The sequence below is a fragment of the Microbispora sp. NPDC049633 genome (genome assembly GCF_040675265.1).
Lineage (GTDB): Bacteria > Actinomycetota > Actinomycetes > Streptosporangiales > Streptosporangiaceae > Microbispora > Microbispora maris.
Genome location: NZ_JBFAOO010000017.1, coordinates 27,044 through 53,977, shown reverse-complemented (window position 1 = coordinate 53,977; position 26,934 = coordinate 27,044). Strand labels below are relative to the sequence as shown.

Here is a 26,934-nt window from a genome sequence, read left to right as displayed (position 1 = left end):
TCAGCTGCCGCGCTTGGCGCGGGCGGCGGCGCGGCCCCGGCTGGACGAGTCGAGGACGGTCTTGCGGATGCGCACGGTCTCCGAGGTGATCTCCACGCACTCGTCGTCGCGGATGAACTCCAGGGCCTGCTCCAGGGACAGGACGCGCGGCGGGATCACCTTCTCGGTCTCCTCGCTGGTGGAGGAGCGCATGTTGGTGAGCTTCTTCTCCTTGGTGATGTTCACGTCCATGTCGTCGGAGCGGGAGTTCTCCCCGATGATCATGCCCTCGTACACCTCGGTGCCGGGGGAGACGAACAGCGTGCCGCGCTCCTGCAGGTTGAGCATGGCGAACGCGGTGACCTGGCCCGCGCGGTCGGCGACCAGCGAGCCGTTGTTGCGGGTGCGCAGCTCGCCGAACCACGGCTCGTACGTCTCGAACACGTGGTGCACGAGGCCGGTGCCGCGGGTCTCGGTGAGGAACTCGGTGCGGAAGCCGATCAGGCCGCGCGCCGGCACCAGGAACTCCATGCGGATCCAGCCGGTGCCGTGGTTGGTCATGTGCTCCATGCGGCCCTTGCGCACGGCCAGGAGCTGGGTGACGGCGCCCAGATACTCCTCCGGGCAGTCGACCGTGAGGCGCTCGACCGGCTCGTGCACCTTGCCGTCGACGACCTTGGTCACGACCTGCGGCTTGCCGACCGTCAGCTCGTAGCCCTCGCGGCGCATCTGCTCCACGAGGATGGCCAGGGCCAGCTCACCACGGCCCTGCACCTCCCAGGCGTCCGGGCTCTCGGTGGGCAGCACGCGCAGCGAGACGTTGCCGACCAGCTCCTTGTCGAGGCGGTCCTTAACGAGGCGGGCGGTGACCTTGGCGCCCTTGACCTTGCCGACCAGCGGGCTGGTGTTGGTGCCGATCGTCATGGAGATCGCCGGCTCGTCGACCGTGATCAGCGGCAGCGGGCGCGGGTCCTCGGGGTCGGCCAGCGTCTCACCGATCATGATGTCCGGGATGCCGGCGATCGCGATGATGTCACCGGGCCCGGCCTCCTCGGCGGGCTTGCGCTCCAGCGCCTCGGTCATCAGCAGCTCGGAGATCTTGACGCGCTGGACGCTGCCGTCGGTGCGGCACCACGCGACCTGCTGGCCCTTGCGGATCGTGCCCTGGTGGACGCGGCACAGCGCGATACGGCCGAGGTAGCTGGACGCGTCGAGGTTGGTGACGTGAGCCTGGAGCGGCGCGGACGGGTCGTAGACCGGCGCCGGGATCGTGCTCTTGATCGTGTCGAACAGCGGCTCGAGGTCGGGGGAGTCCGGCATGCCGCCGTCGGCGGGGCGCTCCAGCGAGGCCCGCCCGGCCTTGGCCGAGGCGTACACGATCGGGAAGTCGATCTGCTCCTCGGTCGCGTCGAGGTCGATGAACAGCTCGTACACCTCGTCGACGACCTCGGCGATGCGGGCGTCCGGCCGGTCCACCTTGTTGATGCACAGGATCACCGGCATCTTCGCGGACAGCGCCTTGCGCAGCACGAAGCGGGTCTGCGGCAGCGGGCCCTCGGAGGCGTCCACCAGCAGCACGACGCCGTCCACCATCGACAGGCCGCGCTCGACCTCGCCGCCGAAGTCGGCGTGGCCGGGGGTGTCGATGATGTTGAGGGTCATGCCGCCGTGCCTGACCGCCGTGTTCTTCGCGAGAATGGTGATCCCCTTCTCGCGCTCGAGGTCGTTGGAGTCCATGACCCGCTCGTCCACGTCCTGGTTGGCCCGGAACGCACCGGACTGCCATAGCATGGCGTCGACCAGGGTGGTCTTGCCGTGGTCGACGTGCGCGATGATCGCGATGTTCCGCAGGTCGTCGCGGGTATTCATAGGCATAGTGAAGTCTCGCTCTGGATCGTCGGGGTGTCGTCCGCGTCCCGGGACTGAAGCGAGACGCACATCCGCCGCATGACACGGCCAAGCCATTTTAGTTGATCCCGATCGCCACCACGCGCCGACGGCGTACGGAACCCTCGATGCAAACGCCCGCGCGGCGATCGGCATTCCTCGCCGGTGAAAGGCTCCGTCTAAAGGCTCTCCGTCAGGGCAGGTGAACCGGCTGTGACGGATGAAGGCCTCGTGCTGCTGATCGCCTGGGCGGAGTTCCTCGTGCCGATCCTCGTCCTCGCCTATTTCCTGCTGCGGCGGCGCACATGATCCCGCCGGCTCGGCGGGTGGCGCTCGCCCTGCTGACGGCACTCCTGTTGTCCGGATGCGTCAGCCCCGCGTGGGACGACCACGACTACGCGCTCAAGGCCGGGAAGACGGCCGAGTCGGCCGCCTCGGCCGTGCGGTTCGCCCGTTCCGTCGTGGCGTACCGGGACCGCATGACCGGGCCGTACGCCGAGGTGGTGCTGACCGAGGCGGTGCGCGACCTGAGCAGCGTGAACGACCAGTTCGGCGGTGTGCAGCCGCCCTCGGACGCCTCCGACCGGGTCAGGGGCGAGGTGCTGCGCCTCACCGAGAAGGCCGAGAGCGAGGTCGAGGACCTGCTCATCCAGACGCGCAGGGACGGCGTGAAGGACCCGGCGGCGGCCGTACGGGACCTGGGCAGGCTCGCGAGCGAGCTGAACGACTTCGCGGAGAGGCACAAGTGAAGAAGTTCCTCGCGGTCACGCTCGGCATCCTGACGGCCTTCGGCGGTTTCGTGGACATCGGCGACCTGGTCGCCAACGCCGTCGTGGGGTCGAGGTTCGGCATGTCCCTCGCGTGGGTGGTGATCCTCGGCATCATCGGCATCTGCGTCTTCGCCGAGATGTCCGGCAGGATCGCGGCGGTGTCGCAGCGGCCGGTCTTCGACCTCGTCCGCGAGCGCATGGGCCCCCGCGCCGGGCTGGTCAACCTCGGGGCGTCGTTCTTCATCAACGTGCTCACGCTGGCGGCGGAGATCGGCGGCGCCGCGCTCGCGCTGGAGCTGGCGACCGGGGTCGGCTACCTGCTGTGGGTGCCGCCCGTGGCCCTGGTCGCGTGGCTGGTCATGTGGCGGGTGAAGTTCGAGACCATGGAGCGCGTCTTCGGGCTGGCGGGGCTCGGGCTGGTCGTGTTCATCGTGGCGCTGTGGCAGCTCGGGCCCGACTGGGGCGAGCTGTCCACGCAGCCCGTCCGGCCGCCGTCCGACGAGGGCGTGCCGACCTACCTCTACTACGCGATCGCGCTGCTCGGCGGGGCGATGACGCCGTACGAGGTGTTCTTCTTCTCCTCCGGCGGCGTCGAGGAGCGGTGGACCCGCAGGGACCTGGTCACGGCGCGGGCCAACGTGTTCGTCGGCTTCCCCCTCGGTGGAGTGCTGTCGCTGACGATCGCGGCGTGCGCGGCGACCGTGTTCATGCCGGTCGCGGCCGAGCCCGACTCGCTCGGGCAGATGGTGCTCCCGGTCGCCCAGGGGCTGGGCAAAGTCGGCCTCGGCGTGGTGATCCTCGGGGTGTTCGCGGCCACGTTCGGCGCGACGCTGGAGACCGCCCTGTCGTCGGGCTACTCCCTGAGCCAGTATTTCGGCTGGCAGTGGGGGAAATACGTGGTGCCGGGCCGCGCCGCCCGGTTCCACGTGATCGTGCTGGCCGCGGTGATCGTCGCGACCGCGCTGATCCTCACCACCATCGACCCGATCAAGGTGACCGAGTATTCGCTGGTCTTCTCGGCGGCGGCCCTGCCGCTCACCTACCTGCCGGTCCTCATGATCGCCAACGATCCCGACTACATGGGGGAGAAGGTCAACGGCAGATTCAGCAACGTGCTGGGAAGTTTCTACATGGTGCTGCTGCTCGTCGTGGCGGTCGCGGCCATCCCCCTGATGATCGCGACGAAGGCGGGGCAGTGACGACCCTGCCGGAGGAGGTGAGGACTCGGTGACCGAAACCGCGCGGGTGCTGCACGCCCGCCTGCACCTGCTCGACCGGCAGGTCGTCAGGGAGAGCGACGACCGCCTGCTGTGCAAGGTGGACGACCTGGAGATGCGGCCCGGGGACCGGCCGTACGTCACCGCGATCCTGTCGGGCCCGCTCGCGCTCGGCCCGCGGATCGGCGGCCTGCCGGGATGGCTGATGACGGAGACCGACCGGCTCTTCCGGCGGGAGGAGCGGCCGGGGCCGTACCGCATCGAGATGAGCCTGGTGACCGAGATCGGCAGTGCCGTACGGGTGGCCGGCCACCGGCAGGACCTGGCGCTGGAGCGCTGGCTGACCAGGAACGTGATCGGCCGGATCCCCGGCGCCGCGGGGACCAAGGAGCAGGATGCTCCCGAGGGCGGCGCGCAGGATGCTCCCGAGGGCGGCGCGCAGGATGCTCCCGAGGGCGGTGCGAGGGAGGCGCCGGAGAGGGCGCTCAGGGTGCGGGAGCGGTGGGAGGACAGGCCGGACGCCCTGCGGCTCGGCGGGCTGCTCGGCCGTACGGTCCGCGGCCCGGAGGGGGAGGTCGCCGGTGACACGGTGGACGTCCGCCTCGTCCAGGACGGGCCGCTGCTGGCCGAGGTCCAGCAGGCGTTCCGGGCGGCCGGAGTGCTGATCGCCCGGCGGCGGGCCGGGCGGCTCTTCGGGTACGAGCGCGGCCCGGGGCTGTGGCGGCCGTCGCTGCTGGGCGCCCTCGTGCGCCGCATGCACGGCGAGATCCGCTATGCCGAATGGGACCAGATCGAGTCGCTCGACGACGATGAGGTCAGGCTGGGGGTCCCCTGGGAACGGCTGCGGTCGACGGCCGATCTCTGATTGATCCCCGTCGCGTGGGGGGCGAGATGGCGGGAAATAAGGTCGGGGGCATGACTCTCGCTGCTGCCTTCGGGGCGATGCTGCGCACGGCGGACGGTGTCCGTATCGACGCCGCGCACACGCCCAACGGCTCACTCGATCTCGGCATCGTGGTCGCGCACGGCTTCACCGGAACGTGGAGGGGGCCGGACACCCGGCGCATCGTGCACGTCCTGTCGCGGTTCGGCGGCGTGGTGTCCTTCGACTTCCGGGGCCACGGACACTCCGGGGGCCGGTCCACCGTGGGCGACCTGGAGGTCCTCGACGTGGACGCGGCGGTCAAGCACGCACGCTCGATCGGCTACCGGCGCATCGCCACCGTCGGCTTCTCGATGGGCGCCGCCGTGGTCGTACGGCATGCCGCGCTGCACGGGGGGGTGGACGGCGTGGTGTCGGTGAGCGGGCCGGCCCGCTGGTACTACCGCGGCACCAGACCCATGCGGCAGGTCCACTGGGCGATCGAACGCTGGCACGGGCGGCTGGCGGCCCGGCTGGTCAAGCGGACCAGGATCGCGGGCGGCGGATGGGACCCCGTCCCGCTACCGCCGTACGAGGCGGCGGCGCTGATCGCGCCCACGCCGCTGCTGATCGTGCATGGTGACCACGACCCGTTCTTCCCCGTGGAGCACGCCCACCAGTTGTACGAGTGCGCGGCCGAGCCGAAGGAGTTGTGGGTCGAGCCGGGGTACGGCCACGCGGAGGCGGCGGCCACCCCTGACCTGGTCCGGAAAATTGGTCAGTGGATTTCGCGAACCAAATCCGCATAAGGGTCGTCTATGAGGGTTGTGCGGATCCAGTGCCTCCTTCGTGGGAGGTCCGAGCGAGCCGGAGGGCGCCGCCGGTCTGGACTGAGGAGCGTGCGGGAGCGAAGCGACCAAGCGCGGAGGGACGTGCTCATCGCGTGCCTCCGGCTCGACCAGGCGGGAGTGAGCGCCTCGATGGCGAAGCGGGAAACACCGCACGGCCGATTGGGGGATCGGCGCACACCCTCAGCGGGTGTGGCCCAGCGTCGCGGGGGCGCGCTGGGCGGTTTCACCGGCCCGGTACGGCACACGCCGTACCGGGCCGGAGGGACGCGTTCCCCGGTGCCGGCCTCCGCGTGCAGCCCAGGCGTTTCAGCCCAGGCGTTTCAGTCCGCGCGTTTCAGCCCAGGCGGGCGATCGACTTGGTCTCCAGGTAGGCCGACAGGCCCTCGGGGCCGAGCTCCCGGCCCAGGCCGCTGGCCTTGAAACCGCCGAACGGCGTGTTCGGGTCGAGCGTGTGCATCATGTTGACGCCGTACGTGCCGGTGCGCACCCGGCGGGCGACGTCCACCCCGTGGTCGGTGTCGGCGGTCCAGACCGAGCCCGACAGGCCGTAGTCGCTGTCGTTGGCGATCCGCACCGCGTCCTCCTCGTCCTCGTACGGGATCACCGCCAGCACCGGGCCGAAGATCTCCTCACGGGCGATGCGCATGTCGTTGGTGGCCCCGGCGAAGACGGTGGGCGCGACGTACCAGCCCCGGTCGTAGGGCCGGTCGAGGCCGCCGACGACCGGCTTGGCGCCCTCCTCGATGCCCGACCTGATGTAGCCCTCGACCCGTTCCTGCTGCCGCCTGGCGACCAGCGGCCCGATCCCGGTGGCCGGGTCGGCGGGGTCGCCCACCTGCTGGCTCGTCACCATCTCGGCGACGGCCTGGACGACCTCGTCGTACCGGTTGCGGGAGGCGAGGATGCGGGTCTGCGCCACGCACGCCTGGCCGTTGTTCATCAGTGAGGCCATCGACAGGAAGCCCATGGCCGAGGGCAGGTCGCAGTCGTCGAGGATGATCGCCGCGGACTTGCCGCCGAGTTCGAGCGTGCAGCGCTTGAGCTGTTCGCCGCAGATCGCCGCGATCCTGCGCCCGGCGGCGGTCGAGCCGGTGAAGGCCACCTTGTCGACGCCGGGATGGGAGACCAGGTGCTCGCCCGCCTCGCGGCCTGCCGCGACGATGTTGACGACCCCGGCCGGGATGCCGGCCTCCTTGATCATCTCGGCGAGCAGGTAGGAGTCGAGCGGCGTCTCGGGGGCCGGCTTGATCACCAGGGTGCACCCCGCGACGAGCGCCGGGGCCAGCTTGGTCATGAGGACGAACTGGGGGACGTTCCAGGGGACGACGGCCGCCACGACGCCGACCGGCTCGCGACGGACGATCATCGGGCCGAACAGGCCGGGCCGCTCCTCCTCGACGGGGAACGTGGCGCCGAGACCGGCGAAATACTTGAGCATCCCCAGTGGCTGCGGGGCCTGGGCGAGCTGGGAGAACGTGATCGGAGACCCCATCTCCGCGGTGATGATCTCAGCCATCTCGGCCTGGCGGGTCTCGTAGATCTCCGCCAGCCGTCCCACGATCGACGCGCGCTCGGCCATCGTCATCCGCGGCCAGGGCCCGTTGTCGAAGGCGTCCCTGGCGGCCGCGACGGCCCGGTCCATGTCGGCGGCGGTGCCGTCCGGCACCTGGCCGACGACCTCCTCGCTGTGGGGGGAGATCACCTCGATCGTGCCCGTGCCCGCGGGGGTCACCCAGTCGCCCCCGATGAACAGCGTGTCGTGCTGCAGCATGCCTGCCTCCTGATCGGGCGCGCCATCGCGCACACAGAAAGACCGAATCATGTTCTGCTCTGCCTTGGCAAGAGTGGACCCGCGAAACGGGATCGGGCCAGGTAGGCGCGTCGACGGCGAACGGGGCACACGGGCGGAAATCCGGCCGCTGTCCGCTTTGAACCTAAGAGCTTCTCCTGTTCCGGTAGCAGACCGTAAAGATCGTCTTCTATAGTTTCGGACCGAATCCGAGTGGAGGTCGCGTGCGGTCGGGACGCTGGGCCAGGCTGGCGGTGGTCACCACCGCGCTGCTTGTCGCACCGTCCGTCCCGGGCGCCCGCACCGCCGAGGCCGAACCGGACCAGCAGGCTAAACTCCGCAAGCTCACCCAGGAGGCCGCCGCGCTCCAGAAGGAGTACCGCGGCGAGATCCTCAGCCTTGAGGACGCGAAGAGAGCCGCGCAGAAGGCCTCCAGCAGGAGCAGGAAGTTGCAGGCCGACCTGCGCCTGGCCCAGCGGCAGGTGGTGGCGTTCGCGCAGTCCTCGTACATGACCGGGGGCGCGGACGCCGCGCAGCTGTTCTCCCTGTCGGCCGACCCGAGTTCGCTGGCGATGCAGTCCTATCTGGGCACCGCCAGGATCGAGCGGCTCAACAGCGTCAAGGACCTCGTCGCCAAGCAGAAGAAGGCGGCCCTCGCGGCCGCCGGCGAGATCGACAAACTGCAGGCGCACATCAAGCAGCTCAAGTCGCGGCGCGGCGAGGTCGAGCGGCTGATGGCGAAGTACGGCTTCCAGACCCCCGACGCCGGCAGCGGCCTGACCCAGCGCATGGTCTCGACGCGTAATGCGATCATGCAGCAGTTCCCGATGCCGTTCGGCGTCGGCTGCCTGCGCCCTGGCGACCCCGGGGAGCACGGCAAGGGCCGGGCCTGCGACTTCATGATGAGCGGCGGCGGCCGCATGCCGGACGCGGTGGCCAAGGAGCGCGGCGACGCCCTGGCCCAGTGGTGCATCCAGCACGCGAGCGAGTACGGGATCATGTACATCATCTGGCAGCAGCGCTTCTACGACATGCGCACGGGCGCCGGATGGCGGATGATGTCCGACCGCGGCGGCATCACGGCCAACCACTACGACCATGTTCACGTGTCGGTGCTCTGACCCTCCAGGAACTTCCGCAGCCAGTGGTAGGACGCCTTCGGCGTGCGCTCCTGGGTCTCGAAGTCGACGTGGACCAGGCCGAACCGCTGGTGGTAGCCCTCGGCCCACTCGAAGTTGTCCAGCAGCGACCAGACGAAGTAGCCCCGCAGGTCCACGTCCGCCCGCCGCATCGCCCGGATGTGGCCGTCGAGGTAGGCGATCCGCTCCTGGTCGTCCAGGCCCTCGTACGAGCAGCCGTTCTCGGTGATGTAGACGGGCGGCAGCGCGTCGCCGTACCGGGCCTTGAGGCCGTCGAGCAGCTCGCGCAGGCCGTCGGGGACGACGGGCCAGCCGAACGCCGTGGTGGGAACGCCGGGGATCTCCTCGAACCGGAACGGCAGGCCGTCCCCGCCGGGGCCGCCGATCCGGGTGGGGTTGTAGTAGTTGATCCCCAGCCCGTCGAGGGGCTCGGCGATCGTCTCCAGATCGCCGGGTCTCACGGGGATCTCGACGCCGAACGCCGTCAGGTCGGGGTAGGCGCCGGTGAGGACCGGGTCGTTGAACAGCCGGTTGTGCAGGATGTCGTACGTCTCGGCGGCGGCCAGGTCCTCGGGGGAGCCGGAGGCGGGCCGGACCGGGGTGCAGTTGTTGGTGATCAGCACCTGCTCCGCGCCGGCCGCCCGCAGCGCCTGGGTGGCCAGGCCGTGCCCGAGCAGCTGGTGGTGGGCCACCGGCAGCGCGTCGAACATGAGCGCCCGGCCCGGAGCGTGGATGCCCAGGCCGTATCCCTCCACCATGTGCACGAACGGCTCGTTGAGCGTGATCCACATGCGTACGCGGTCGGCCAGCCGTTCCGCCACGACGGCGGCGTAGTCGGCGAAACGGCGGGAGGTGTCGCGGCCGAGCCAGCCGCCCTCGTCCTCCAGCGCCTGCGGCAGGTCCCAGTGGAAGAGCGTCGGCACCGGAGTGATGCCGTTCTCGCACAGCGCGTCCACGAGGCGGTCGTAGAAGTCGAGCCCGGCCTGGTTCACCTGGCCGGCGCCGGTGGGCAGCACCCGGGGCCAGGCGATGGAGAAGCGGTAGGCGTTGACACCGAGACCGGCCATGAGCGCCACGTCCTCGGCGTAACGATGGTAGTGGTCGCAGGCCACGTCGCCCGTGTGCCCGTCGCGGACCCTGCCGGGGGTGTGCGAGAAGGTGTCCCAGATGGAGGGCCCTCTGCCGTCCTCCGTGACCGCCCCTTCGATCTGGTAGGACGCGGTGGCCGTACCCCAGAGGAACATGATGCCGCCTCTCTCGACTAATATGAGCTGAACTCATGTTAGTCCGAGTGGTTGCGAAGCGGGAGAGAATGGCGGAATGACCACAGGGGGAGTGCTGCGCCGCCGGCCCGCCCAGCGCCGCAGTCAGGAGCGGGTCGAGCGCATGCTGGACGAGTGTGCCCGGCTGCTCGACGAGGTGGGGTACGCGGCCCTGACGACCAAGGAGGTCGCCCGCCGGGCCGAGGTGCCGATCGGGACCTTCTACCAGTTCTTCACCGACAAGCAGAGCCTGGTCCGCGCGCTCGCGCTGCGGAACCTGGAGGCGTACCTGGACCGGATCGCCTCCCGGCTGACCGTCGCGCCGCTGTCCGACTGGACCGACGCCGTGGACCTGGTCGTCGACGAGTTCGTGCGGATGAAACGCACCACGCCCGGCTTCGGCGTGGTGGACTTCGGCGAGGTGCTCGCCGCTCCCGGCGGCCCGGCCCTGCCCGGCACCCAGCGGATGCTCGACGAGGCCCTGGAGAACAACGTCGTCGTGGCCGACCGGCTGCGCTCCCTCGTGGTCCAGTCGCTCGGGGTGGCGCCGGGCGACGGCCTGTCGCGCGCCTTCGTGGTCGCCGTGGAGGCCGCCGACGCCGTGCTCAAGCTGGCCTTCCGCGCCCACCCCGAGGGCGACCCCGACCTCATCGCCGAATGCAAACGCCTCGTCCGCCGCTACCTCTCCGATCACCTGGCCTGAGGCGCGTCGGCCTTCGGCCAGGCTCGGGCAGAAGTGGCCGGCGCGGCGCGAAGTCCAAACGATATCTGTTTGAGATGTCAGATGGTATCGTTCAGTACGATGCGAGGAGGTGCCCGGATGAGCCGAACGGTTATCGATCTCGACGATGACATGGTCGCCGAGGCCATGCGGATTTACGGCACCAGAACCAAGGCCAAGGCGGTGCGGATGGCCATGGAGGAGGCCGTCAAGCGACGTCTGCGATTGGAACTGGCAGAATCGATCAAGAGCGGGGAGCTCGACCTCAGCGAGATCGTGGAGAAGACCGGTCCCCGCAACGCGGACGGCACCCTGCGGCGTCCCTCACAGGGTGCTGCGTGACCGACTATCTGGTCGACAAGTCCGCGCTGGCTCGCTGGGGCAACCCAGCGGTAGCGCAGGTGCTTGACGAACTGAGTGATCGTGGTCTGCTCGCCACCTGCGCTGCGATCGAGTGGGAGATGGTCTACAGCGCCAGGAACAAGCCCGATATGGCCCGTATTCGCTTTCTCCTGCGCGGGTTCAATTACCTCTACTGCGGTGACGAGCTCTTCGACCGCGTCCTCGACGTTCAGAGTGAGGCTCTGGACCGTGGTTTCCATCGAGCGCTTTCCCTGGCGGATCTGATCATCGCCGCCACCGCCGAACGGCACCGGGCCGTCGTGCTTCACTACGACGGTGATTTCGACATGATCGCCTCGATCACAGGTCAGCCCACCCGATGGGTTGCAGAGCCAGGAACCGCCGACCGCTGACACACGCGACGCCTGCCCTATCGGGACGGCCGTGGCCTGACGATCCACACGCCCGTGCCGTACATGGCCAGACCGAGCAGGACGAAGGCGGCGGCGACCGGGTAGCGCAGCCCGGGCGGCATGTAGGTGGCCAGGAACCAGCTGTGGCGCAGCATGCCGTTGGACACGAAGACGGCGGCGACGATGCCCTGCGGAACCAGCGGGATGGCGCCGAACCCGAAGCACCACCCGGCGATCGCCTTCTGCGCCTTCGGCAACTGCTCCAGGCGGGACGTCATCGCCTTCTCCGGTCTGCGGCCGGTCCGCATCGTGTCCAGCAGCTCGGGCCCGTGCGAGCGCAGCCGCCGCGCGGCCAGCAGGCCGAAGCCCCAGTAACACAGCGCGCCGGTCGCGACCCCGACGGCCACGCCCGCCCAGCCGTACCGGAGCGCCACCAGCCCCGCGGGCACGCCCGTCAGCAGCACCAGCGCGAGCATCAGATAGGCCAGCCCGGTCATGCCGCCGTCGTCCTCGCTGGTACGCAGGGGGTTGCCCGCGCGGCGATGCGGGTCGGTGCCGGGCACCAGCCCGTACACCGACACCAGCGGCACCAGTCCGGCCGCGCCGCCCAGCAGGGCGGGCAGCAGCGCCAGGACCAGCGGCCACGGTCCGCCGGCGATCGCGGTGAACACCACCGTCACCGCGATGCCCACCGGCGCGTGCGCCGACAGCCAGGCCAGCTGCCTGCCGCGCACATCACTCGCCCCGGGGGTCATCAGGGTCAGCCACAACGCCGTGCCATCGGTTCCGTACAGGTTGGCGGTCATGGCGGCGGCCATCACGATGAAGATCGGACCCGCGTACGGCAGCATGCCGTCCCAGCCGAGGACCAACGGACTGGCCGCGAAGCAGACGCCGTACGACAAGGCGAAGATCAGCTGGTGGTTGCGGACCAGGTCGCGTGACCAGGTGCGCAGCTCCTTGGCGATGATCGCGCCGTTGACGGTGGCCGCGCGCATGGGACGTCTGCCGCGCGCGGAGGGCCGCGTGGCCCCCGTACGTCTGGTGAGCAGGGCCGCCCACGCGCCCAGGAGCAGCGCCGCCAGCACGGCCAGCGCCGCCAGGGCCCACCACTCGCCCCGTACGGCCAGCAGGCCCCATCCGGAGGGCAGGTACCAGACCGCGGCGGGCACGCCCGTCTGGCCGAAGGCCACGAAGAGGACCCAGCTCTGCCCGAGCGCCGCCAGGATCGCGCCGTTGATCAGGCCGGAGGCGATCGCGCCCTGGCGTGTGCGCAGCGCCAGCCCGACCACCGCGACGGAGACCTTCGACAGCAGCACGAGAACGGCCAGTTGCAGGGCCATCGCCGGCAGGGCCGCCAGGGCGTTCACGACGCCGAGCCGTGCACCCGCGACCAGCAGCCCGAGCAGGGCGGTCAGGCTCACCAGCGGGGCGAGGCCGACGAAGGCGGCGACCAGCAGTCCGGCCGCCATCCGGCGCGGCGGCAGGCCGAGCAGCGAGAAGTACTCCGGCCGCAGGGTTTCGTCGCCGCCGCCCATGAAGATCGGGCCGAGCATCCAGCCCAGCAGCCAGACCGCGTAAGCGGCCGCCTGCAGGTCCGGGCTGATGAAGGCCAGGTAGACCGTTCCGGCCGCGAGCAGCGCGCCGAGCGCGGCCCCCATGCCCGCGGTCTGCGCCCGTGTGCCGTGGAAGGAGTGGCGCAGCACCGCGACCTTCATCCGGGCCATGGTGAGCGTGGTCAGCGCGACAGCCACGACAACTCCTTGATCCCGTTGTCCCGGTCGCCGACGAGCTCGACGAAGGTGTCCTCCAGGGAGTTCGCGCCGCGTACCTCGTCCAGCGTGCCGGCGGCGGCCACCGTGCCCTTGTCGATCACCGCCACGTGGTCGCACAACTGCTCGACCAGCGCCATGACATGGCTGGACAGGACGATCGAGCCGCCGCCCGCGACGAAACCGCGCAGGATCGTCTTGATCGTCGCGGCCGACACCGGGTCGACCGCCTCGAAGGGCTCGTCCAGCACCAGCAGGCGCGGCGCGTGCAGCAGCGCGGTGGCCAGCCCGATCTTCTTGCGCATGCCGGTCGAGTACTCGACGACCAGCGTCTTCTCCGCGCCGTCCAGCTCCAGCACGGCCAGCAGTTCCTCGGCCCGCTGGGACACCACGTCCTTGGCCAGCCCACGGAGCAGACCCAGATAGGTCAGCACCTCACGCCCGGTCAGCCGCTCGGGCATGGCCAGCCCGTCGGGCAGCACCCCGACCATGGCCTTGGCTCGCTCGGGTGCGGACCAGACGTCCTCGCCGAAGATCCTGGCACCGCCGCCGTCGGGTCGCAGCAGACCGACGGCCATGGACAGTGTGGTGGTCTTGCCGGCCCCGTTCTGGCCGACGAGCCCGAAGAACGAGCCGGGAGGGACGCTGAGGTCGATGGCGTCGACGGCGAGCTTGTCGCCGAAACGCTTGGTCAGCCCGCTGATCTCCAGCGCTGGCGTCATGGTGTGCTCCGGGTGGCGAGGGAGAAGATCGTGGCCAGTTCGGCGGCCAGGGCGCGGAGATCGAGCTCGGGATCCTTCAGTAGGTAGCCGGGCACGGCGTCGACGGCGCCGCGGATCGCGATGGTCATGGGCCGCAGCGGGAAGTCCCGGAACTCACCGGTGTGCTGCCCCCAGGCCAGCACCTTCTCGATGTCGGTGAGCGCGGTGTCCTGTTGCTTGGAATAGGGGCCGTCGCGGTCGTGGGTGATGATCTCCACGAGCGCCAGCAGGGGTTCACGGTGAATTCGCATGAACTCGAGGTTCGTCTCGAAGTACACGCGTAGCGCGTCGGAGGCGGTCGTCTGCGCCAGGATGCGCGGCACCATCAGATCGGTGGCGAGCTTCACGACGTGGGCGACGACCGCATCGATCAGTTCGTCCTTGCCCCCGAAGTGGTACGAGATGAGCCCGGGGGTGATCTTCGCGAGTTTGGCGATCCTGGCCATCGACGCCTGCCGGTAGCCGAGCGTCGCGAGGGCCTCGATGGCGCAGTCGATGATCTGCGTCCGCCGGGCTTCCTCCGTGAACGTCCGCTCTCCTGAAGGCACGTTCAGAATCCTAAACGGCCGTTCAAACGAGCACAAGATCTACTCGTCGTTCCGTGACGGAGTGCTTCGGGAGAGCGGCCCCGAGGCGCGTGACGCGTCCCGGGGCCGTGCCCGATCAGGCGGGGGCGTCGAGGCGGGCGATGTGCTCCTCGTCGAGCTTGACGTCGACGATGATCTCTTCGAGCTGGGCCATCGAGCTGACGCCGACGATCGGGACGATGTCCTGCGCCCGCAGCCAGGCGAGCACGACCTGGTTGCGCGTCGCGCCGAGCTCGCCGGCCACCTCGTCCAGCACCGCAAGCCGCCTCGTGGTGCCCGGGTGGTCGTAGTACTCGGGCATCGGCTTGGCGGTGTACGCGCCCGCGAGCAACGAGGAGTAGACCCACAGCGTCAGGTCGCCCTCGGAGCGCACGTAGTCCAGCATCTCGTCGGAGACCTGGGTGTGGCCGCCTTCGGGCAGGTGCACCCAGGGCCGGGGGCGGAGGTAGGAGTGGCGGAGCTGCACGTGACGGTATCGAGTGCCGCCCCGCGCCGCCGCCAGTGCGCGGGCCCGCTCCAGCCGCCACACCGCGTGGTTGCTCGCGCCGACCTCCTTGGCCTTGCCGGCGAGGACCAGTTCGTCGAAGGCGGCGACCGTCTCCTCCAGCGGCGTCGACCTGTCGTCGATGTGCGCCCAGTAGACGTCGACGTGATCGGTGCCGAGCCGGCGCAGGCTGCCCTCGATCGCGGCCCGGATCACGCCGGCGGACAGGCCCTCGGCGGCGTCCAGCGTACGGGCGCCGGGCACGGCCGGGCGGGCGCCGCACTTGGTGCTGATCACCATCCTGTCCCGGTTGCGCCGGGAGGCGAGCCACCGGCCGATGGTGGCCTCGCTCTCGTCGCCGGTCGCGCCGTCGAACCAGAACGGATAGTTGTTGGCCGTGTCGAGCATCGTTCCGCCGCCTTCGACGAAGCGGTCGAGGATGGCGAACGAGGTCGCCTCGTCCACAGTGGTCCCGAAGGGGATCGTTCCCAGAGCGATTCTCATGCCGATCACCTTGCCGCCTGGAGCGCACTCCAGCGCAAGCGGCTCTCAGCGGCGGCGGTCGAGTGCTCTGCGGCCACGCGCCACGATGGTCTCGACGTCCCTCAGGTCGTCCATGTCGTGGGCCCTCGCCAGCGCCTCCTTGGCCTCGTCGTAGGCGTCCAGGACCGCGTTCCAGTCGACGTCGCCGGTTCTGTCCGTCGGGCTGTCGATCGCCTCGCCCAGCCGGGTCACGTTCTCCTCCTGGACGCTCTTGGCATCCTCGAACCGGACGGCTCTCTCGGCGGCCCGCTCCCTGGCGGTCCTCTTCCGCCGCACCCTGGCCGTGACGAGCCCGGCGGCGATCCAGAAGACGACCAGGCCGGCGATGCCGAAGAAGACCAGCCGGCCGGTGGACATGCGGCTGGAGGACCCGGACAGGTCGAGGTCCTTGGCGAAGTCCTGGTTCAGCCCGGTGACCTCGGCGTCCTCGAACGTGGCGCCCCGCAGTTCGGCCGAGGACACGTCGGCGTCGGTCAGGGTGGCCTTGCGGAAGACCGCGTCCCGGTACTTGCCGTAGTGGAGGTACGCCCGGTCCAGCCTGGCGCCGGTGAAGTCGGCCTGGTCGGCCGTGACGCTGTTCATCTCCGCGTCGCGAAGGTCGGCGCCGGCGAGTCCGGCCCGGGTCAGGTCGGCGCTGCCGAGCGCCGCGCCCGACAGGTCCGCCCGGGACAGGTTCGCCCCCACGAGGTCGGCGCTGCCGAGCTTGGCCCGCCGCAGCCGCGCGCCGCGCAGGTCCGCGCCCTTCGCCTCGCGGAGCCTCGTCCCGACGGCGGAGACGTCGCGGAGGACGGCCCGGTTCAGCTTGACGCCCGACAGGTCGAGGCCGTCCAGCCTGGCGCCGGTCAGGTCGGCGCAGCTCAGATCGTCGGGAAAGTCCGCGACCGCGGTCAGGTCCCGTTCCCGGTAGTCCTGGCCGCTGCCGGGCTCGCACGACGGGTCCTGGGCGGGCAGGAATCTGGGCACGCCGGTGCTCCCGGCCAGCCGGGCGTCCCTGACGTCACGCAGGTCGGCTCCGGTGAGGTCGGCCCCGCTGAAGTCCGCGCCGGTCATGACCGACTCGTACAGTTGCGCGCCGCTGAGATCCGCCTGCCGCAGGACCGTCCCGATCAAAGTGGCGCCGTAGAGCTTGGCCCTCGCCGCCTTGACCCGGCTGAGGTCGGCCCGGCGCATGTCCGCGCCGTAGGCGAAGGCGTCGGTCAGGTCGACGCCGATCAGCTTCGCGTCGTCGAACTGCGCGCCGTACGTCTTGGCCCGCGTCATCGTGGCTCCGCTCAGGTCGGCCCCGTCGAAATGCGCGTAGTACGGCGAGGAGTCGTCCATCGTCGCCTCGCGCAGGTCGCTGCCGCGCAGGTCCGCGTAGTACAGCTCGGCCTCGGAGAGGTCGGCCTCGCGCAGCCTGGCCCCGGCCATCCGGGCGTACCCGAGATGGGCGCCCTTGAGAGAGGCCCCGGTCAGGTCGGCACCGGTGAGCACGCTCCGCACGGTCAGGCCGTCCAGTTTGGCGCCCCGGAGGTCCGCGCAGGACAGATCGGCGGGCAGCGTGGCCCGGGTGAGGTCCCTGCCGGCGAGATGCGGGCCGCTGCCGGGGCGGCAGGGAGGGCGGTCGCCGGGCGTCGCCGCGGCGGCCGGGGTCATCGGGATCGACAGCGCGATCGCAGCGAAAAGGGTCACCGTGCCGGCGATCAGGCGGAGGGGCATTTCTGTCTCACTGTCTTTCTCGAAGCACCACCCGGACGCTGACACCGGGTCGTAGGTGACAGGACCCGTTATAAAAGCGGCGAGTTGCGCCACGCTTGCGAAACACCTACAGCGCACAAAGCACACATGCGATCGAGACCCGATATGACAGGATCAATGGCGTGGCGGTGTACACACCTGGACAGGTCGTCGAGGAGACCGGGTTCAGCCTCGACACCCTTCGGTACTACGAACGGATCGGGCTGCTGGAGCCGGTCGGCCGCAACGCGGCGGGCCAGCGGCGGTTCAGCGAAGAGGACGTGAGCTGGCTCGGCATGATCCGCTGTCTGCGGGACACCGGCATGCCGATCGCGGAGATGCTGCGCTTCGCCCAGCTCGTACGGCAGGGCGAGCACACGATCGAGGACCGGATCGCGTTGCTGGAGGAGCACGACCGCAAGGTCGAGGCCCAGATCGCCGACCTGCGCCAGAAGCAGGGCGCGATCCAGCGGAAGATCCAGTACTACAAGGACGTGCGGACCATGCGCGACATGCTCCCCGAGCAGGCCTCCTGAGGTCGTGTCCCGCCGGTCCGCCCGTGCGCGGGCCGGCGGGACGGACCGGGTCAGGTCGTGCGGTAGGCCTCGGCCTGGAGGTTGTAGAGCTCGGCGTAGAGGCCGTCGAGGGCGATCAGCTCCTCGTGGGTGCCGTGCTCGCGGACCTTGCCGTGGTCGAGCACGTAGATGCGGTCGGCGTAGCGGACGCTTGCGAGACGGTGGGTGATGAGCAGCACGGTCCGGCCGTCGGCGTGCTGCCGGATCCGCTCGAACAACGCGTGCTCCGCCCGGGCGTCGAGGGCCGCGGTGGGCTCGTCGCAGATCAGCAGGGGCGCGTCCCGGTAGAACCCGCGCGCCACGGCGATCCGCTGCCACTGCCCGCCCGACAGTTCGTGACCGTTCTTGAACCTGCGGTCGAGCAGGGTGCGATAGCCGTGGGGGAGTTCGGCGACGACCTGGTCGGCGCCGGCGACCTCGGCCGCGCGGGCCACCTCGGCCTCGCCCTTCTCCATGCCCATCGTGATGTTGTGGCGGGCCGTCAGCGGCCACCGGGTGTGGTCCTGGGCGATGACCGCGATCCTGCGGCGCAGGCTGTCGGGGTCGACCTCGGACAGGTCGGCGTCGTCCCACCGGACACGGCCGCCGTCCGGTTCGTACAGGCCGGCGAGGATCTTGGCGAGGGTGGTCTTGCCCGAGCCGTTCTCCCCGACGAGGGCCACGACCTCCCCGCGCTCGATGCGGACCGACACGCCGCGCAGGGCGGGCGCCGGTGCGGCGGGATAGGAGAAGGTGACGTCCTCGACCGTGATGCGGCCGAATCCGTCGGGGGCCGTCCGGTCGCGGGCCGCCGGGATGCGGGCCTCGGCGTGCGCGATGAAGTCGAGGAAATCGGTGAAGTAGAGACCCTCCTCGTAGAGCCGGTTCGTCGCGTACATGAAGTTCGACAGCGACGTCTGGCCGGACCGGATCGCCAGCACCGCGGTGCCGGCGACCGCGAGCGGGACCGCACCCGCCGCGAGCAGCAGGCCGAGCGCGACGTAGACCGCGCCCTGCCCCAGGCCGCCGAGCGCCTCGCCGAGGACGCGGGCGACGGTCTGCCGCCGCGCCAGGTCGAGCATGACGCGCTGCTCGCTACGGGCGACCGTGTCGAACATCCGGAGCAGGAAGCCGCGCATGGTGAACGTGCGGACCTCGGCGGCGGTGTCCTTGTCCGCCAGCAGTTCCTCGATGATCCACTTGCGCCGTCTGGCCGGGACGAGCACGAGGGCGGTCGTGTAGCGCATCCTGGCGGCCCGGACGGCCGCCCAGGCGTCGGGGACGACCGCGAGCAGGAGCAGGGGCAGCAGCACGGGGTGCAGCACGCCCAGCACGCCCGCCGCGGCCGCGATGCCGACCAGGCCCGACAGCGTGTCGATGGCCGTGCTCACGACCATCTCGGCCATCTGCATGCCGCGCATGCGGGCACGCTGCAGCGCGTCGTGGAACTCGGGGTCGTCGAAGCAGACGAGGTCGACCCGGCTGGTCAGCGTGTAGAGGCGCTCCTCCGTGATCCGGCTGACCTGGGGTTCGAGCCGGGACTGGGCCCACCCGGCCCCCGCCTGCAGGGCCGTGCGCGCGCTGGCGGCCAGGCCCACGAGCAGCAGGCTGGGCAGCGCGGCCCGCACCCGCTCCGGGGTGGGGCCGGCCTGGAACAGCGCGGTCAGCACGCCCGTGGTGGCGAGGAGGCCGAAGGCGGTGAAGACGCCGCCGAGCGCGCTGAGCGTGATCGTGGCCACGGTGTCGCGAGGGCTCGCCTTCCAGGCGATGCCCAGTGCCTGCCGGACCAGCCGGGGCAGCCGCCGCGCCACCGTGAGGAAGCCCAGCCCCGCCATCGTTCCGTAGTGCCGCGCCCACTGCGGGGATTCGACGTCCGCCATGTCCGGCAGGTCGTCCTCCGACAGGTGATCAGGTCCCCCCTGTTGTGTCACCGTCATGCCTGCAGTGTGAGCGTGCGCGCCGACAATTTCCCGGCATGAGTGACAGCCCTTCTTTTGACGCATGCCCCTAACACGGCGCCAGGACCCGTATGCAGAGACGTTATCGGCACAAACTTGACGACCTACCGGTGAAAGTGGGTTGATTGGGCCTGCTGACAACGTTGTCAGCCATATCTGTCTTCGGGGGCCCGAAATCCTCCCGATCAGGCTGAAGGGAAGGTTGCGATGAGACGACGGTGGATGGCGGCCGTCGCGGTCTCTGTTGCGGGTCTGCTCACTCTTTCCGCCTGTGGTGGCGGTGACAAGCAGGAGAGCGGAGGCGGTCAGGCCGCGCACAAGAGGGTCGAGGTCTTCTCGTGGTGGACGGGTCCCGGTGAGGCCGACGGCCTCAAGGCGATGCGGGACATCTTCGCCAAGCAGAACCCGAACTTCGAGTTCTTCGACGCCGCGGTGGCCGGCGGCTCGGGCGACCAGGCCCGCGCGCTGCTGTCCAGCAAGCTGCAGGCCAACCAGCCCCCGGACACCTTCCAGGGTCACGCCGGCGCCGAGCTCCAGGGCTACATCAAGAGCGGCAAGCTGGAGTCGGTGAACTTCCTGTACGACGAGCTGAAGCTGAAGGAGGTCTTCCCGCAGCAGCTCATCGACCAGATTTCGGTGCAGGGCCAGGTGTATTCCGTACCGGTGAACATCCACCGGTCGAACGTCCTGTGGTTCAACCCCTCGGTCCTCAAGGACGCCGGCGTCGACGGCGCGCCGAAGACCGTCGAGGAGTTCGTCACCGACCTCGAGAAGGTCAAGAAGACCGGGAAGATCCCGCTGTCGATCGGCTCGCAGTGGACCCTGGTGCACCTGCTCGAGTCCGTGCTGCTCGGCTCGCTCGGCACCGACGCCTACAACGCCCTGTGGACGGCGGGCGCCGACTGGTCCAACGCGAACGTGACCAAGGCGCTGGAGAACTTCAAGACCATCCTGTCGTACGCGGGCACGCCGCAGGACGACTGGCAGCCGGCGGCCAAGCAGGTCGCCGACGGCGAGGCGGCCTTCAACATCATGGGCGACTGGGCCTACGGCTACTTCCACAACCCGCCGGAGGGCGGCCTCGGCAAGGAGTCGCACAAGGACTTCGACTGGGCCGCGTCGCCGGGCACGGACGGCACGTTCATGTGGCTGTCGGACAGCTTCACGCTGCCGAAGGGCACGCCCAACCGCGACGGCGCGATCGCGTGGCTGAAGGTGGCCGCCAGCAAGGAGGGCCAGGACGCGTTCAACCCGCTGAAGGGCTCGATCCCGGCCCGCAAGGACGCCGACCAGTCCCTCTACAAGGACTACCTGTCCTGGAGCCTGGAGCAGTGGTCCGGCAGCAAGCTGGCCGGCTCGATCCAGCACGGCGTGGTCGCCAACGACGCGTGGCGCACCGCGATCACCGACGCGGTCGGCCTGTTCCAGCAGGACAAGGACGTCGCCAAGTTCCAGCAGGCGCTGGTCACGGCGGCCAAGAACAGCGGTCAGTGACCTGATCTCCTCGTACGGCCCACGCTGCGGACACACGGCGTGGGCCGTACTTGATCCCTGAGAGGTACATGTGACGCGGGTGCGCAGATGGCTGCCCGGGCTGCTCCTGGTGTCGCCGTCGATCATCCTCATCGCGGTCTTCGTGTACGGCCTGCTGGGCTGGAACCTCAAGCTCGCCATGACCGACAAGCACGACGAGATCGCGGAGATCCCCGGCAACTTCGTCGGGCTGGAGAACTTCACCGGCATCTGGAGCGAGGATCGCTGGGGCCTGTCGGTCCGGCACTCGATCATCTTCACCGTGGTCTTCGTCGGCGGCGCGCTCGTCCTCGGCTGGCTCCTGGCCTTCCTGATGGAGAAGGGCATCCGGGCGGAGAGCGGCTTCCGCGCCGTCTACCTGTTTCCGATGGCCGTCTCCTTCATCGCCACCGGGGTGGTCTGGCGGTGGCTGATGAACAGCGCGACGGGTGAGCGGGCGGTCGGGCTCAACCGGCTCTTCCACTACCTCGGGGTCGACTTCCTCCAGTGGCAGTGGTTCCGCGATCCCGACTGGGGCATGGCCGCCATGGCCGTCCCGGCGATCTGGCAGATGTCCGGATACATCATGGCGCTTTTCCTCGCCGGTTTCCGGGGTGTGCCCGAGGAACTGCGGGAGGCCGCCCGGGTGGACGGCTGCAGCGAGTGGGGCGTCTACCGGCACGTGGTGCTGCCGATGCTGCGCCCGGTGACGCTGTCCGCGCTGATCATCCTCGGCCACATCTCGCTGAAGGTCTTCGACCTCGTCGTCGCGGTGTCGGGCAGGCAGCTCATCACCGACGTCCCCGCGACGTTCATGTGGACGGCGGTCTACGAATCGCACGACCCGGCGAAGGGCGCGACCATCGCGTCCTACATCGTGCTGTCCGTCGTCGTCTTCGTCGTGCCCTACCTGATCTGGGACGCCCGTAAGGGGAAGCGTTCATGACCGCGCACGTCGCCGAGAAGGCCCCGCGCACGGCGCCCGCCCGGGTCCGCGAGCGGGGCAGGGCCGCCGCGTGGGTGCGGCTCCTCCTCCTGCTGCTGTTCGTCCTGGTCTTCCTGATCCCGGTCTACGTGCTGCTGGTCACGAGCTTCAAGCCGCTCAGCGAGGCCGACCCGGCGCAGGCGTGGAACCTGCCGAAGGTGTGGACGACCGAGGCGTGGAGCGTCGCCTGGGAGAAGCTCGAACCCGGCATCGTCAACAGCTTCCTGCTCGCGATCCCCGGCTCGCTGATCTCCGCGGCGCTCGGGTCGCTGAACGGCTACGTGCTGTCCAAGTGGCGCTTCCCCGGCGCGGACGTGCTGTTCACGCTGTTCCTGTTCGGCATGTTCATCCCGTATCAGGGCGTGATGATCCCGCTGGTGCAGCTCATGGTGGACGTGGGCGACGCGCTCGGCGTGCAGTTGTACGGCGGCATCCCCGGCCTGGTCCTCGCCCACGTGGTGTACGGCATCCCGATCTGCACGCTGATCTTCCGCAACTACTACGTCACGATCCCCGACGAGCTGATCGAGGCGTCCCGCGTGGACGGCGCCGGGATGCTGCGGACGCTGTGGTCGATCGTGCTGCCGGTCTCCGGCCCGGCGTTCGCCGTTGTGATCATCTGGCAGTTCACCTCGATGTGGAACGACTTCCTGTTCGCGGTCTTCCTCACCGGGCCGAGCTCGTGGCCGACCACGGTCATGCTCAACAACATCGCGGGCGCCGTGACGACGCCGTACAGCCAGCAGATGGCGGCGGCGATCCTGGCGTCCATCCCCACGATGGTGATCTACGTGCTGCTCGGCAGGTTCTTCATGCGCGGCCTCATGGCGGGCGCGCTCAAGGGCTGACCTCCGGGCCGAGGACGTCGGCCCGCCGCCGCCCCCGCGGCGGCCGGGCCGCAGGCGTCAGCCCGCCGTACGGTCCCGGAGAGACAGGGGAGGGCGTTCGCCCGACCCCCGCGGGATGAGCCGCGTGGCCAGTTCGATCCTGCTGGCCGGTCCGTCGACCCCGGACAGGCGCATGAACAACAGGTCGGCGGCCGTGCGGCCCAGCCGGGTGGGATCCTGCGCCACCACGGTGACACCCAGCAGGTCGGCCAGCTCGAAATCGTCGAACCCGACCAGCGCGAGGCCTCCGGCGGCGCCCGCGTCGGCGGTGTCCGTGAGCGACGCCAGCGTCCGCAGGGTCTCCACGGTGGCGCGGCCGTTCCCGGTCAGCAGGGCGGTCGGAGGATCGAAGGCCGTGAGCAGCCGGGTCAGGTCGGCCCGCATCCGCGCCGGGTCCGGCGGCCCCATGGCCACCAGGCCCTCGTCGTACGGCAGGCCGGCCGCGGTCAGCGCCTGCCGGTAACCGCGCAGCCGCTCGGCGGCGGTGAAGATCCCGGGGGAGTCGCCGAGGAAGGCGATGCGGCGGTGGCCGTGCGCGATCAGGTGGGCCGTGCCCGCGCGCGCCCCGCCCGTGTTGTCGCAGAGGACGGTGTCCGCCTCGCACCCCGCGCCCGGCGGCCGGTCGGCGAAGACCGCTTTGATCCCGGCGTCGAACTCGGGCGCGAGATAGGCGTGGTCCCTCCCCGCGGGCACGATGATCAGCCCGTCCACGCGGCGGGCGCAGAAGGCGAGCACGAGGTCGCGCTCGCGTGCCGAGTCCTCCCGGGACGAGCCGCTGAACAGCAGGTAGCCGTGGTGCAGCGCGGCGTCCTCCACCGCGCGGCTGAGGCTGGAGTAGAAGGCGTCGGCGACGTCCTCGATGACCAGGCCGATGCTCGCCGTACGGCCCCGCCGCAGGATGCGCGCGCTGTCGTTGCGGCGGTAGCCGAGCCGCTCGATGGCCGCCTGCACGCGACCGGCGGTCGCGGCGTTGACACCGGGCTCGTTGTTGACGACGCGGGATACGGTCTTGAGCGCCACACCGGCCGCGGCGGCCACGTCGTTCATGGTCGGACGGCCGCGTATCGTCTCTCGCACGCAGGGATCATCTCCCATTTCTCGCGCCCTAGACAACGTTGTCAGTTTCATGATGGGAGATGGTCGGTTTTGTGGGGACGTGGGGTGCGTCAGGGGAGGTCCGCGCGGCTCGCACCCCCGGTGGCGCGCAGGTCGGCCTCGATCCCTGCGGCGGTGGCGAGCAGCGGGGGCAGCAGGTCGCGGCGCGCGGACTCCGGCGTGGTCCGGCTGGCGTGCGAGGAGACGTTGACCGCCGCCACCACCCGGCCGTCGCGGCCTCTGATCGGCGCGGCGATCGACCGCAGCCCCTCCTCCAGCTCCTGGTCCACCAGGGCCCAGCCCTGGGCGCGTACCTCGTCGAGCGCGGTGCGCAGGGCTGTCGGCGACGTGGCGGTGTGGGAGGTCAGCCGCCGCAGGTCGGCGCGGGCGAGGTAGGCGCCGAGGTCCTCCGGGGACAGCCCCGCGAGCAGCACGCGGCCCATTGAGGTGCAGTACGCCGGGAAGCGGGTGCCGATCGCGATCGTCACGCGCATGATCCGGGCCGTCGGCACGCGGGCCACGTAGACGATGTCGGTGTCGTCCAGCACCGAGACCGACGCCGACTCGTGCACCTCGGCGGCGAGCCGTTCCAGGTGCGGCAGCGCGACCTCGGGCAGGGACAGGCTCGACAGGTAGGCGTAGCCCAGTTCCAGGACCCGGGGCGACAGCGCGAAGAGCCGCCCGTCGGTCCGCACGTAGCCCAGGCCGGCGAGCGTCAGCAGGAACCTGCGCGCGGCGGCGCGGGTGAGACCGGTCTTGCGGGCCACCTCGCTGAGCGTCAGCTCCGGGCTCGTCGCGTCGAACGCCCGGATCACCGCCAGGCCCCGGGCCAGCGACTGGACGTGCTCCTCCGCCATGGCCGCCCACCACCTCCCGACCGAACCCTAGCGCCGGACGGACCTCAGGACACCGCGACGGTAGGGTTTGGCGGGTGACGAGGAGGATCGTGGTTCACCGGGGGAATGCGCTGCTCATCGCCGGATTCGTCCTGGCGGCGCTCAACCTGAGGCCCGCTCTCGCGGGCGTGTCACCGCTCCTCCCGGCCATCATGCGGGACCTCGGCCTCAGCCCCGCCGCAGGCGGCGCCATCACCACGGTGATGGTGGCGTGCCTCGGCCTGCTCGCCCCGGTCGCGCCCGCGCTGGCCACCCGCATCGGGCTGGACCGCACGCTGCTGGCCGGCCTGCTCGTCCTGGCCGCCGGCGTCGCCCTCCGCAGCGCGGACGGCGTGCCCGCGTTGTACTCCGGCGCGGCCCTGGCCGGTACGGCCATCGCCGTGATGAACGTCGTCATGCCGGGCCTCGTCAAGCAGCACTTCCCGGGCCGGGTCGGGCTCTTCACCGGCCTGTACGTCTCGGTCATGGTGAGCGGGGCGGCGGCGGCCTCGGCGGCGATGGTCCCGCTGGCGGGGCAGACCGGCTGGCGGGCGGCGGCGGGGTCGGCGGCCCTGCTCGCGCTGCTGGCGGCGGCCCTGTGGTGGATCGCGCTCACCAGGGCGGCGCCGTTCCCCGCGCCCCGGGCCCGGAGGAAGGCGGCCCGGCCGGAGGTCCCCCCGGCCGGGGCGGCGCGATCGGTGGCGGGCCCGGAGCAGCCGTCGTCCCCGGAGGCGCGCGGGGCCCGCCGTTCCCGGCCCGGCGACCCCGGTCACCGGCCGTACGCGGCCCTGCTCCGCGCGCCGGCGACGTGGCCGGTCATGGCGTTCATGGGGCTGCAGTCGCTGACCTTCTACGTCCTGCTGGCCTGGCTGCCCACCGTGTTCCAGGCCGCCGGCCTGCCCGCCGACGAGGCGGGATATCTGCTGGGCCTGACGAACCTCATGCAGATCGCCGCGGCGCTGGTCGTCCCCCTGCATGCGGGCCGGGCCCGATCCCAGGCGCCGCACGTGGTCGTGGCCGTGCTGCTGACCGTCGGCGGATATCTTGGGGTGCTGCTCGCGCCCACCACCACGCCGTGGCTGTGGATGATCGTTCTCGGGCTCGGCCAGGGAGCCTCGATCGCGCTCGCCCTGCTGATCATCACGCTGCGAGCGCCCGATCCGGCCTCGGTGACCGCGCTGTCGGCGGTCGCCCAGTCGAGCGGTTACCTGCTGGCCGCGATCGGCCCGCTCGCGTTCGGTCTGCTCCACGAGCTGTCCGGCGGCTGGACGGTGCCCCTGCTCGCCGGCCTGGGGGCGTGCGGCCTCCAACTGGTGTCGGGGATGCTCGCCGCCCGCCCGGCGCGGGCGTAGTCAGCGCGGCAGCCGTTCGAGGTCGATCTCGACGGGGAACGGGGCGCCGACCGCCAGCCGGGTGTGGTGGACGCCGGTCACCTGGTATCCGGCTCCGGCGGCGTCGAGCTCGTAGGAGTAGACGAACGGCCGCCAGCCGGTGCTCTCGACCCGCCAGAAGTGCGGGATGCCGGCCGCCGCGTAGTGCCGTGGCAGCGCGTCACGGTCGGGGACGGCCGAGTCCGGGCCGGCGATGTCGATGACCAGCCGCACCTCCTCGGCGAGGTAGCAGGTCCTCCGGTCGTCGGAGGCGGCGAGGTCGTCGACGAGGGACACGTCGGGGCGGGCGCGCCGCTCCGGCTCCAGCAGCACGTCCATCCGGTTGACCGCCACCAGGTCGCCCGGCGCCTGCGCGTTCAACGCCGTGCGCAGGCCGTAGGCCACGCGTTCGCGGAACCGTGTCTGGGAGCCGGTGGAGATGAGGCCGGCGTCGAGGCTGCCGGTGTCGTCCCCGCCGTCCCGCTGCTCGCCGGCGGCGGGACGGGGCAGGGAGAGCCGATCGGGGACGCCCCCGCCCCCGTCTCCCGGACGAGGCTGCAGCCAGTCATCGAGCACGCTGGTCATGGCAGCAGCCTAGCGTCA

The 26,934-nt window shown here is 70.6% G+C and carries 25 protein-coding genes; 13 read left to right on the top strand and 12 right to left on the bottom strand.

Annotated features, from left to right (window positions below; translation table 11 throughout):
- A complete protein-coding gene (typA, locus tag AB0J39_RS07270; RefSeq protein WP_363462554.1) occupies positions 1–1,854 on the bottom strand; it encodes a translational GTPase TypA in 1,854 nt (617 codons plus the stop codon).
- A 317-nt stretch (positions 1,855–2,171) separates the two neighbouring features.
- Here typA and AB0J39_RS07265 point away from each other — a divergent pair, with 317 nt between their 5' ends.
- From AB0J39_RS07265 to AB0J39_RS07250, 4 genes are read left to right on the top strand one after another with little or no spacing between them, the layout of a single operon-like run.
- Entirely contained in the window at positions 2,172–2,615 is a 444-nt protein-coding gene (locus AB0J39_RS07265) for a hypothetical protein (protein WP_363462553.1), read from the top strand.
- The gene (locus AB0J39_RS07260; RefSeq protein ID WP_363462552.1) at positions 2,612–3,835 is read left to right on the top strand and encodes a divalent metal cation transporter; all 1,224 of its coding nucleotides are present in this window, start codon (positions 2,612–2,614) and stop codon (positions 3,833–3,835) included. The genes AB0J39_RS07265 and AB0J39_RS07260 overlap by 4 nt, the downstream gene beginning before the upstream one ends.
- 28 nt (positions 3,836–3,863) lie before the next feature.
- Positions 3,864–4,718 (top strand): hypothetical protein, encoded by an 855-nt coding sequence (locus tag AB0J39_RS07255; protein ID WP_363462551.1) that lies wholly within the window; start codon positions 3,864–3,866, stop codon positions 4,716–4,718.
- A gap of 50 nt (positions 4,719–4,768) precedes the next feature.
- On the top strand, positions 4,769–5,524 hold the full coding sequence (locus AB0J39_RS07250) for an alpha/beta fold hydrolase (protein WP_363462550.1): 756 nt from the start codon (positions 4,769–4,771) through the stop codon (positions 5,522–5,524).
- A gap of 376 nt (positions 5,525–5,900) precedes the next feature.
- On the opposite strand, the gene AB0J39_RS07245 is transcribed toward AB0J39_RS07250, so the two are convergent.
- Positions 5,901–7,337, bottom strand: a complete 1,437-nt coding sequence (locus tag AB0J39_RS07245; protein WP_363462549.1) for an aldehyde dehydrogenase — start codon at positions 7,335–7,337, stop codon at positions 5,901–5,903.
- A 242-nt stretch (positions 7,338–7,579) separates the two neighbouring features.
- Between AB0J39_RS07245 and AB0J39_RS07240 the strand changes: the two genes are divergently transcribed.
- Positions 7,580–8,476 carry a hypothetical protein gene (locus AB0J39_RS07240; protein ID WP_363462548.1) on the top strand — a complete coding sequence of 299 codons (897 nt, stop codon included), beginning with the start codon at positions 7,580–7,582 and terminating at the stop codon, positions 8,474–8,476.
- Here the strand turns inward: AB0J39_RS07240 and AB0J39_RS07235 are convergent.
- Complete coding sequence (locus tag AB0J39_RS07235) at positions 8,458–9,738, bottom strand: GH1 family beta-glucosidase (RefSeq protein ID WP_363462547.1); 1,281 nt, start codon at positions 9,736–9,738, stop codon at positions 8,458–8,460. The two genes, AB0J39_RS07240 and AB0J39_RS07235, sit on opposite strands and share 19 nt — an antisense overlap.
- Positions 9,739–9,814: 76 nt before the next feature.
- On the opposite strand from AB0J39_RS07235, the gene AB0J39_RS07230 reads away from it, so the two are divergent.
- From AB0J39_RS07230 to AB0J39_RS07220, 3 genes are all read left to right on the top strand, one after another.
- On the top strand, positions 9,815–10,459 hold the full coding sequence (locus AB0J39_RS07230; protein WP_363462546.1) for a TetR family transcriptional regulator: 645 nt from the start codon (positions 9,815–9,817) through the stop codon (positions 10,457–10,459).
- A 117-nt stretch (positions 10,460–10,576) separates the two neighbouring features.
- Positions 10,577–10,819, top strand: coding sequence for a type II toxin-antitoxin system VapB family antitoxin (locus AB0J39_RS07225; RefSeq protein ID WP_363462545.1), 243 nt, complete (start codon positions 10,577–10,579; stop codon positions 10,817–10,819).
- On the top strand, positions 10,816–11,232 hold the full coding sequence (locus AB0J39_RS07220) for a PIN domain nuclease (protein ID WP_363462544.1): 417 nt from the start codon (positions 10,816–10,818) through the stop codon (positions 11,230–11,232). The genes AB0J39_RS07225 and AB0J39_RS07220 overlap by 4 nt, the downstream gene beginning before the upstream one ends.
- 17 nt (positions 11,233–11,249) lie before the next feature.
- On the opposite strand, the gene AB0J39_RS07215 is transcribed toward AB0J39_RS07220, so the two are convergent.
- From AB0J39_RS07215 to AB0J39_RS07195, 5 genes are all read right to left on the bottom strand, one after another.
- Positions 11,250–12,986: a hypothetical protein gene (locus AB0J39_RS07215; RefSeq protein ID WP_363462543.1), complete on the bottom strand. Its 1,737-nt coding sequence runs from the start codon at positions 12,984–12,986 to the stop codon at positions 11,250–11,252.
- Entirely contained in the window at positions 12,971–13,726 is a 756-nt protein-coding gene (locus AB0J39_RS07210; protein WP_363462542.1) for an ABC transporter ATP-binding protein, read from the bottom strand. Before AB0J39_RS07210 ends, AB0J39_RS07215 begins: the two co-directional genes overlap by 16 nt.
- Entirely contained in the window at positions 13,723–14,313 is a 591-nt protein-coding gene (locus AB0J39_RS07205; protein WP_363462541.1) for a TetR/AcrR family transcriptional regulator, read from the bottom strand. The genes AB0J39_RS07210 and AB0J39_RS07205 overlap by 4 nt, the downstream gene beginning before the upstream one ends.
- Before the next feature lie 115 nt (positions 14,314–14,428).
- Positions 14,429–15,340 (bottom strand): aldo/keto reductase, encoded by a 912-nt coding sequence (locus AB0J39_RS07200; protein WP_363462540.1) that lies wholly within the window; start codon positions 15,338–15,340, stop codon positions 14,429–14,431.
- Between the two features lie 45 nt (positions 15,341–15,385).
- Complete coding sequence (locus tag AB0J39_RS07195; protein ID WP_363462539.1) at positions 15,386–17,077, bottom strand: pentapeptide repeat-containing protein; 1,692 nt, start codon at positions 17,075–17,077, stop codon at positions 15,386–15,388.
- Positions 17,078–17,238: 161 nt separating this feature from the next.
- Between AB0J39_RS07195 and AB0J39_RS07190 the strand changes: the two genes are divergently transcribed.
- Entirely contained in the window at positions 17,239–17,631 is a 393-nt protein-coding gene (locus tag AB0J39_RS07190) for a MerR family transcriptional regulator (RefSeq protein WP_363462538.1), read from the top strand.
- A gap of 50 nt (positions 17,632–17,681) precedes the next feature.
- Here the strand turns inward: AB0J39_RS07190 and AB0J39_RS07185 are convergent, their stop codons facing one another.
- Positions 17,682–19,586 (bottom strand): ABC transporter ATP-binding protein, encoded by a 1,905-nt coding sequence (locus AB0J39_RS07185; protein WP_363462537.1) that lies wholly within the window; start codon positions 19,584–19,586, stop codon positions 17,682–17,684.
- Positions 19,587–19,814: 228 nt separating this feature from the next.
- On the opposite strand from AB0J39_RS07185, the gene AB0J39_RS07180 reads away from it, so the two are divergent.
- The 3 genes from AB0J39_RS07180 to AB0J39_RS07170 all read left to right on the top strand — a co-directional run bounded on the left by AB0J39_RS07180 (position 19,815) and on the right by AB0J39_RS07170 (position 22,952).
- The gene (locus AB0J39_RS07180; RefSeq protein ID WP_363462536.1) at positions 19,815–21,101 is read left to right on the top strand and encodes an ABC transporter substrate-binding protein; all 1,287 of its coding nucleotides are present in this window, start codon (positions 19,815–19,817) and stop codon (positions 21,099–21,101) included.
- A 79-nt stretch (positions 21,102–21,180) separates the two neighbouring features.
- Positions 21,181–22,065: a sugar ABC transporter permease gene (locus AB0J39_RS07175; protein WP_363462535.1), complete on the top strand. Its 885-nt coding sequence runs from the start codon at positions 21,181–21,183 to the stop codon at positions 22,063–22,065.
- On the top strand, positions 22,062–22,952 hold the full coding sequence (locus AB0J39_RS07170) for a carbohydrate ABC transporter permease (RefSeq protein WP_363462534.1): 891 nt from the start codon (positions 22,062–22,064) through the stop codon (positions 22,950–22,952). The genes AB0J39_RS07175 and AB0J39_RS07170 overlap by 4 nt, the downstream gene beginning before the upstream one ends.
- A 57-nt stretch (positions 22,953–23,009) precedes the next feature.
- Here the strand turns inward: AB0J39_RS07170 and AB0J39_RS07165 are convergent, their stop codons facing one another.
- Both AB0J39_RS07165 and AB0J39_RS07160 read right to left on the bottom strand, forming a co-directional pair.
- On the bottom strand, positions 23,010–24,068 hold the full coding sequence (locus tag AB0J39_RS07165) for a LacI family DNA-binding transcriptional regulator (RefSeq protein ID WP_363462533.1): 1,059 nt from the start codon (positions 24,066–24,068) through the stop codon (positions 23,010–23,012).
- 89 nt (positions 24,069–24,157) lie between these two features.
- The gene (locus tag AB0J39_RS07160) at positions 24,158–24,943 is read right to left on the bottom strand and encodes an IclR family transcriptional regulator C-terminal domain-containing protein (RefSeq protein WP_363462532.1); all 786 of its coding nucleotides are present in this window, start codon (positions 24,941–24,943) and stop codon (positions 24,158–24,160) included.
- Between the two features lie 74 nt (positions 24,944–25,017).
- On the opposite strand from AB0J39_RS07160, the gene AB0J39_RS07155 reads away from it, so the two are divergent.
- A complete protein-coding gene (locus tag AB0J39_RS07155; protein WP_363462531.1) occupies positions 25,018–26,313 on the top strand; it encodes an MFS transporter in 1,296 nt (431 codons plus the stop codon).
- Here AB0J39_RS07155 and AB0J39_RS07150 read toward each other — a convergent pair whose 3' ends face one another.
- Positions 26,314–26,916 (bottom strand): Uma2 family endonuclease, encoded by a 603-nt coding sequence (locus AB0J39_RS07150; protein ID WP_363462530.1) that lies wholly within the window; start codon positions 26,914–26,916, stop codon positions 26,314–26,316.
- Between the last annotated feature and the right edge of the window lie 18 nt (positions 26,917–26,934).

Excerpts from the sequence above, each read along its gene's own strand:
- typA (WP_363462554.1), bottom strand. The coding sequence starts at position 1,854 with ATGCCTATGAATACCCGCGACGACCTGCGGAACATCGCGATCATCGCG.
- AB0J39_RS07210 (WP_363462542.1), bottom strand. The coding sequence starts at position 13,726 with ATGACGCCAGCGCTGGAGATCAGCGGGCTGACCAAGCGTTTCGGCGAC.
- AB0J39_RS07160 (WP_363462532.1), bottom strand. The coding sequence starts at position 24,943 with ATGGCGGAGGAGCACGTCCAGTCGCTGGCCCGGGGCCTGGCGGTGATC.
- AB0J39_RS07185 (WP_363462537.1), bottom strand. The coding sequence starts at position 19,586 with ATGACGGTGACACAACAGGGGGGACCTGATCACCTGTCGGAGGACGAC.
- AB0J39_RS07250 (WP_363462550.1), top strand. The coding sequence starts at position 4,769 with ATGACTCTCGCTGCTGCCTTCGGGGCGATGCTGCGCACGGCGGACGGT.
- AB0J39_RS07245 (WP_363462549.1), bottom strand. The coding sequence starts at position 7,337 with ATGCTGCAGCACGACACGCTGTTCATCGGGGGCGACTGGGTGACCCCC.
- AB0J39_RS07225 (WP_363462545.1), top strand. The coding sequence starts at position 10,577 with ATGAGCCGAACGGTTATCGATCTCGACGATGACATGGTCGCCGAGGCC.
- AB0J39_RS07235 (WP_363462547.1), bottom strand. The coding sequence starts at position 9,738 with ATGTTCCTCTGGGGTACGGCCACCGCGTCCTACCAGATCGAAGGGGCG.
- AB0J39_RS07265 (WP_363462553.1), top strand. The coding sequence starts at position 2,172 with ATGATCCCGCCGGCTCGGCGGGTGGCGCTCGCCCTGCTGACGGCACTC.
- AB0J39_RS07170 (WP_363462534.1), top strand. The coding sequence starts at position 22,062 with ATGACCGCGCACGTCGCCGAGAAGGCCCCGCGCACGGCGCCCGCCCGG.
- AB0J39_RS07150 (WP_363462530.1), bottom strand. The coding sequence starts at position 26,916 with ATGACCAGCGTGCTCGATGACTGGCTGCAGCCTCGTCCGGGAGACGGG.
- AB0J39_RS07195 (WP_363462539.1), bottom strand. The coding sequence starts at position 17,077 with ATGCCCCTCCGCCTGATCGCCGGCACGGTGACCCTTTTCGCTGCGATC.
- AB0J39_RS07230 (WP_363462546.1), top strand. The coding sequence starts at position 9,815 with ATGACCACAGGGGGAGTGCTGCGCCGCCGGCCCGCCCAGCGCCGCAGT.
- AB0J39_RS07180 (WP_363462536.1), top strand. The coding sequence starts at position 19,815 with ATGAGACGACGGTGGATGGCGGCCGTCGCGGTCTCTGTTGCGGGTCTG.
- AB0J39_RS07200 (WP_363462540.1), bottom strand. The coding sequence starts at position 15,340 with ATGAGAATCGCTCTGGGAACGATCCCCTTCGGGACCACTGTGGACGAG.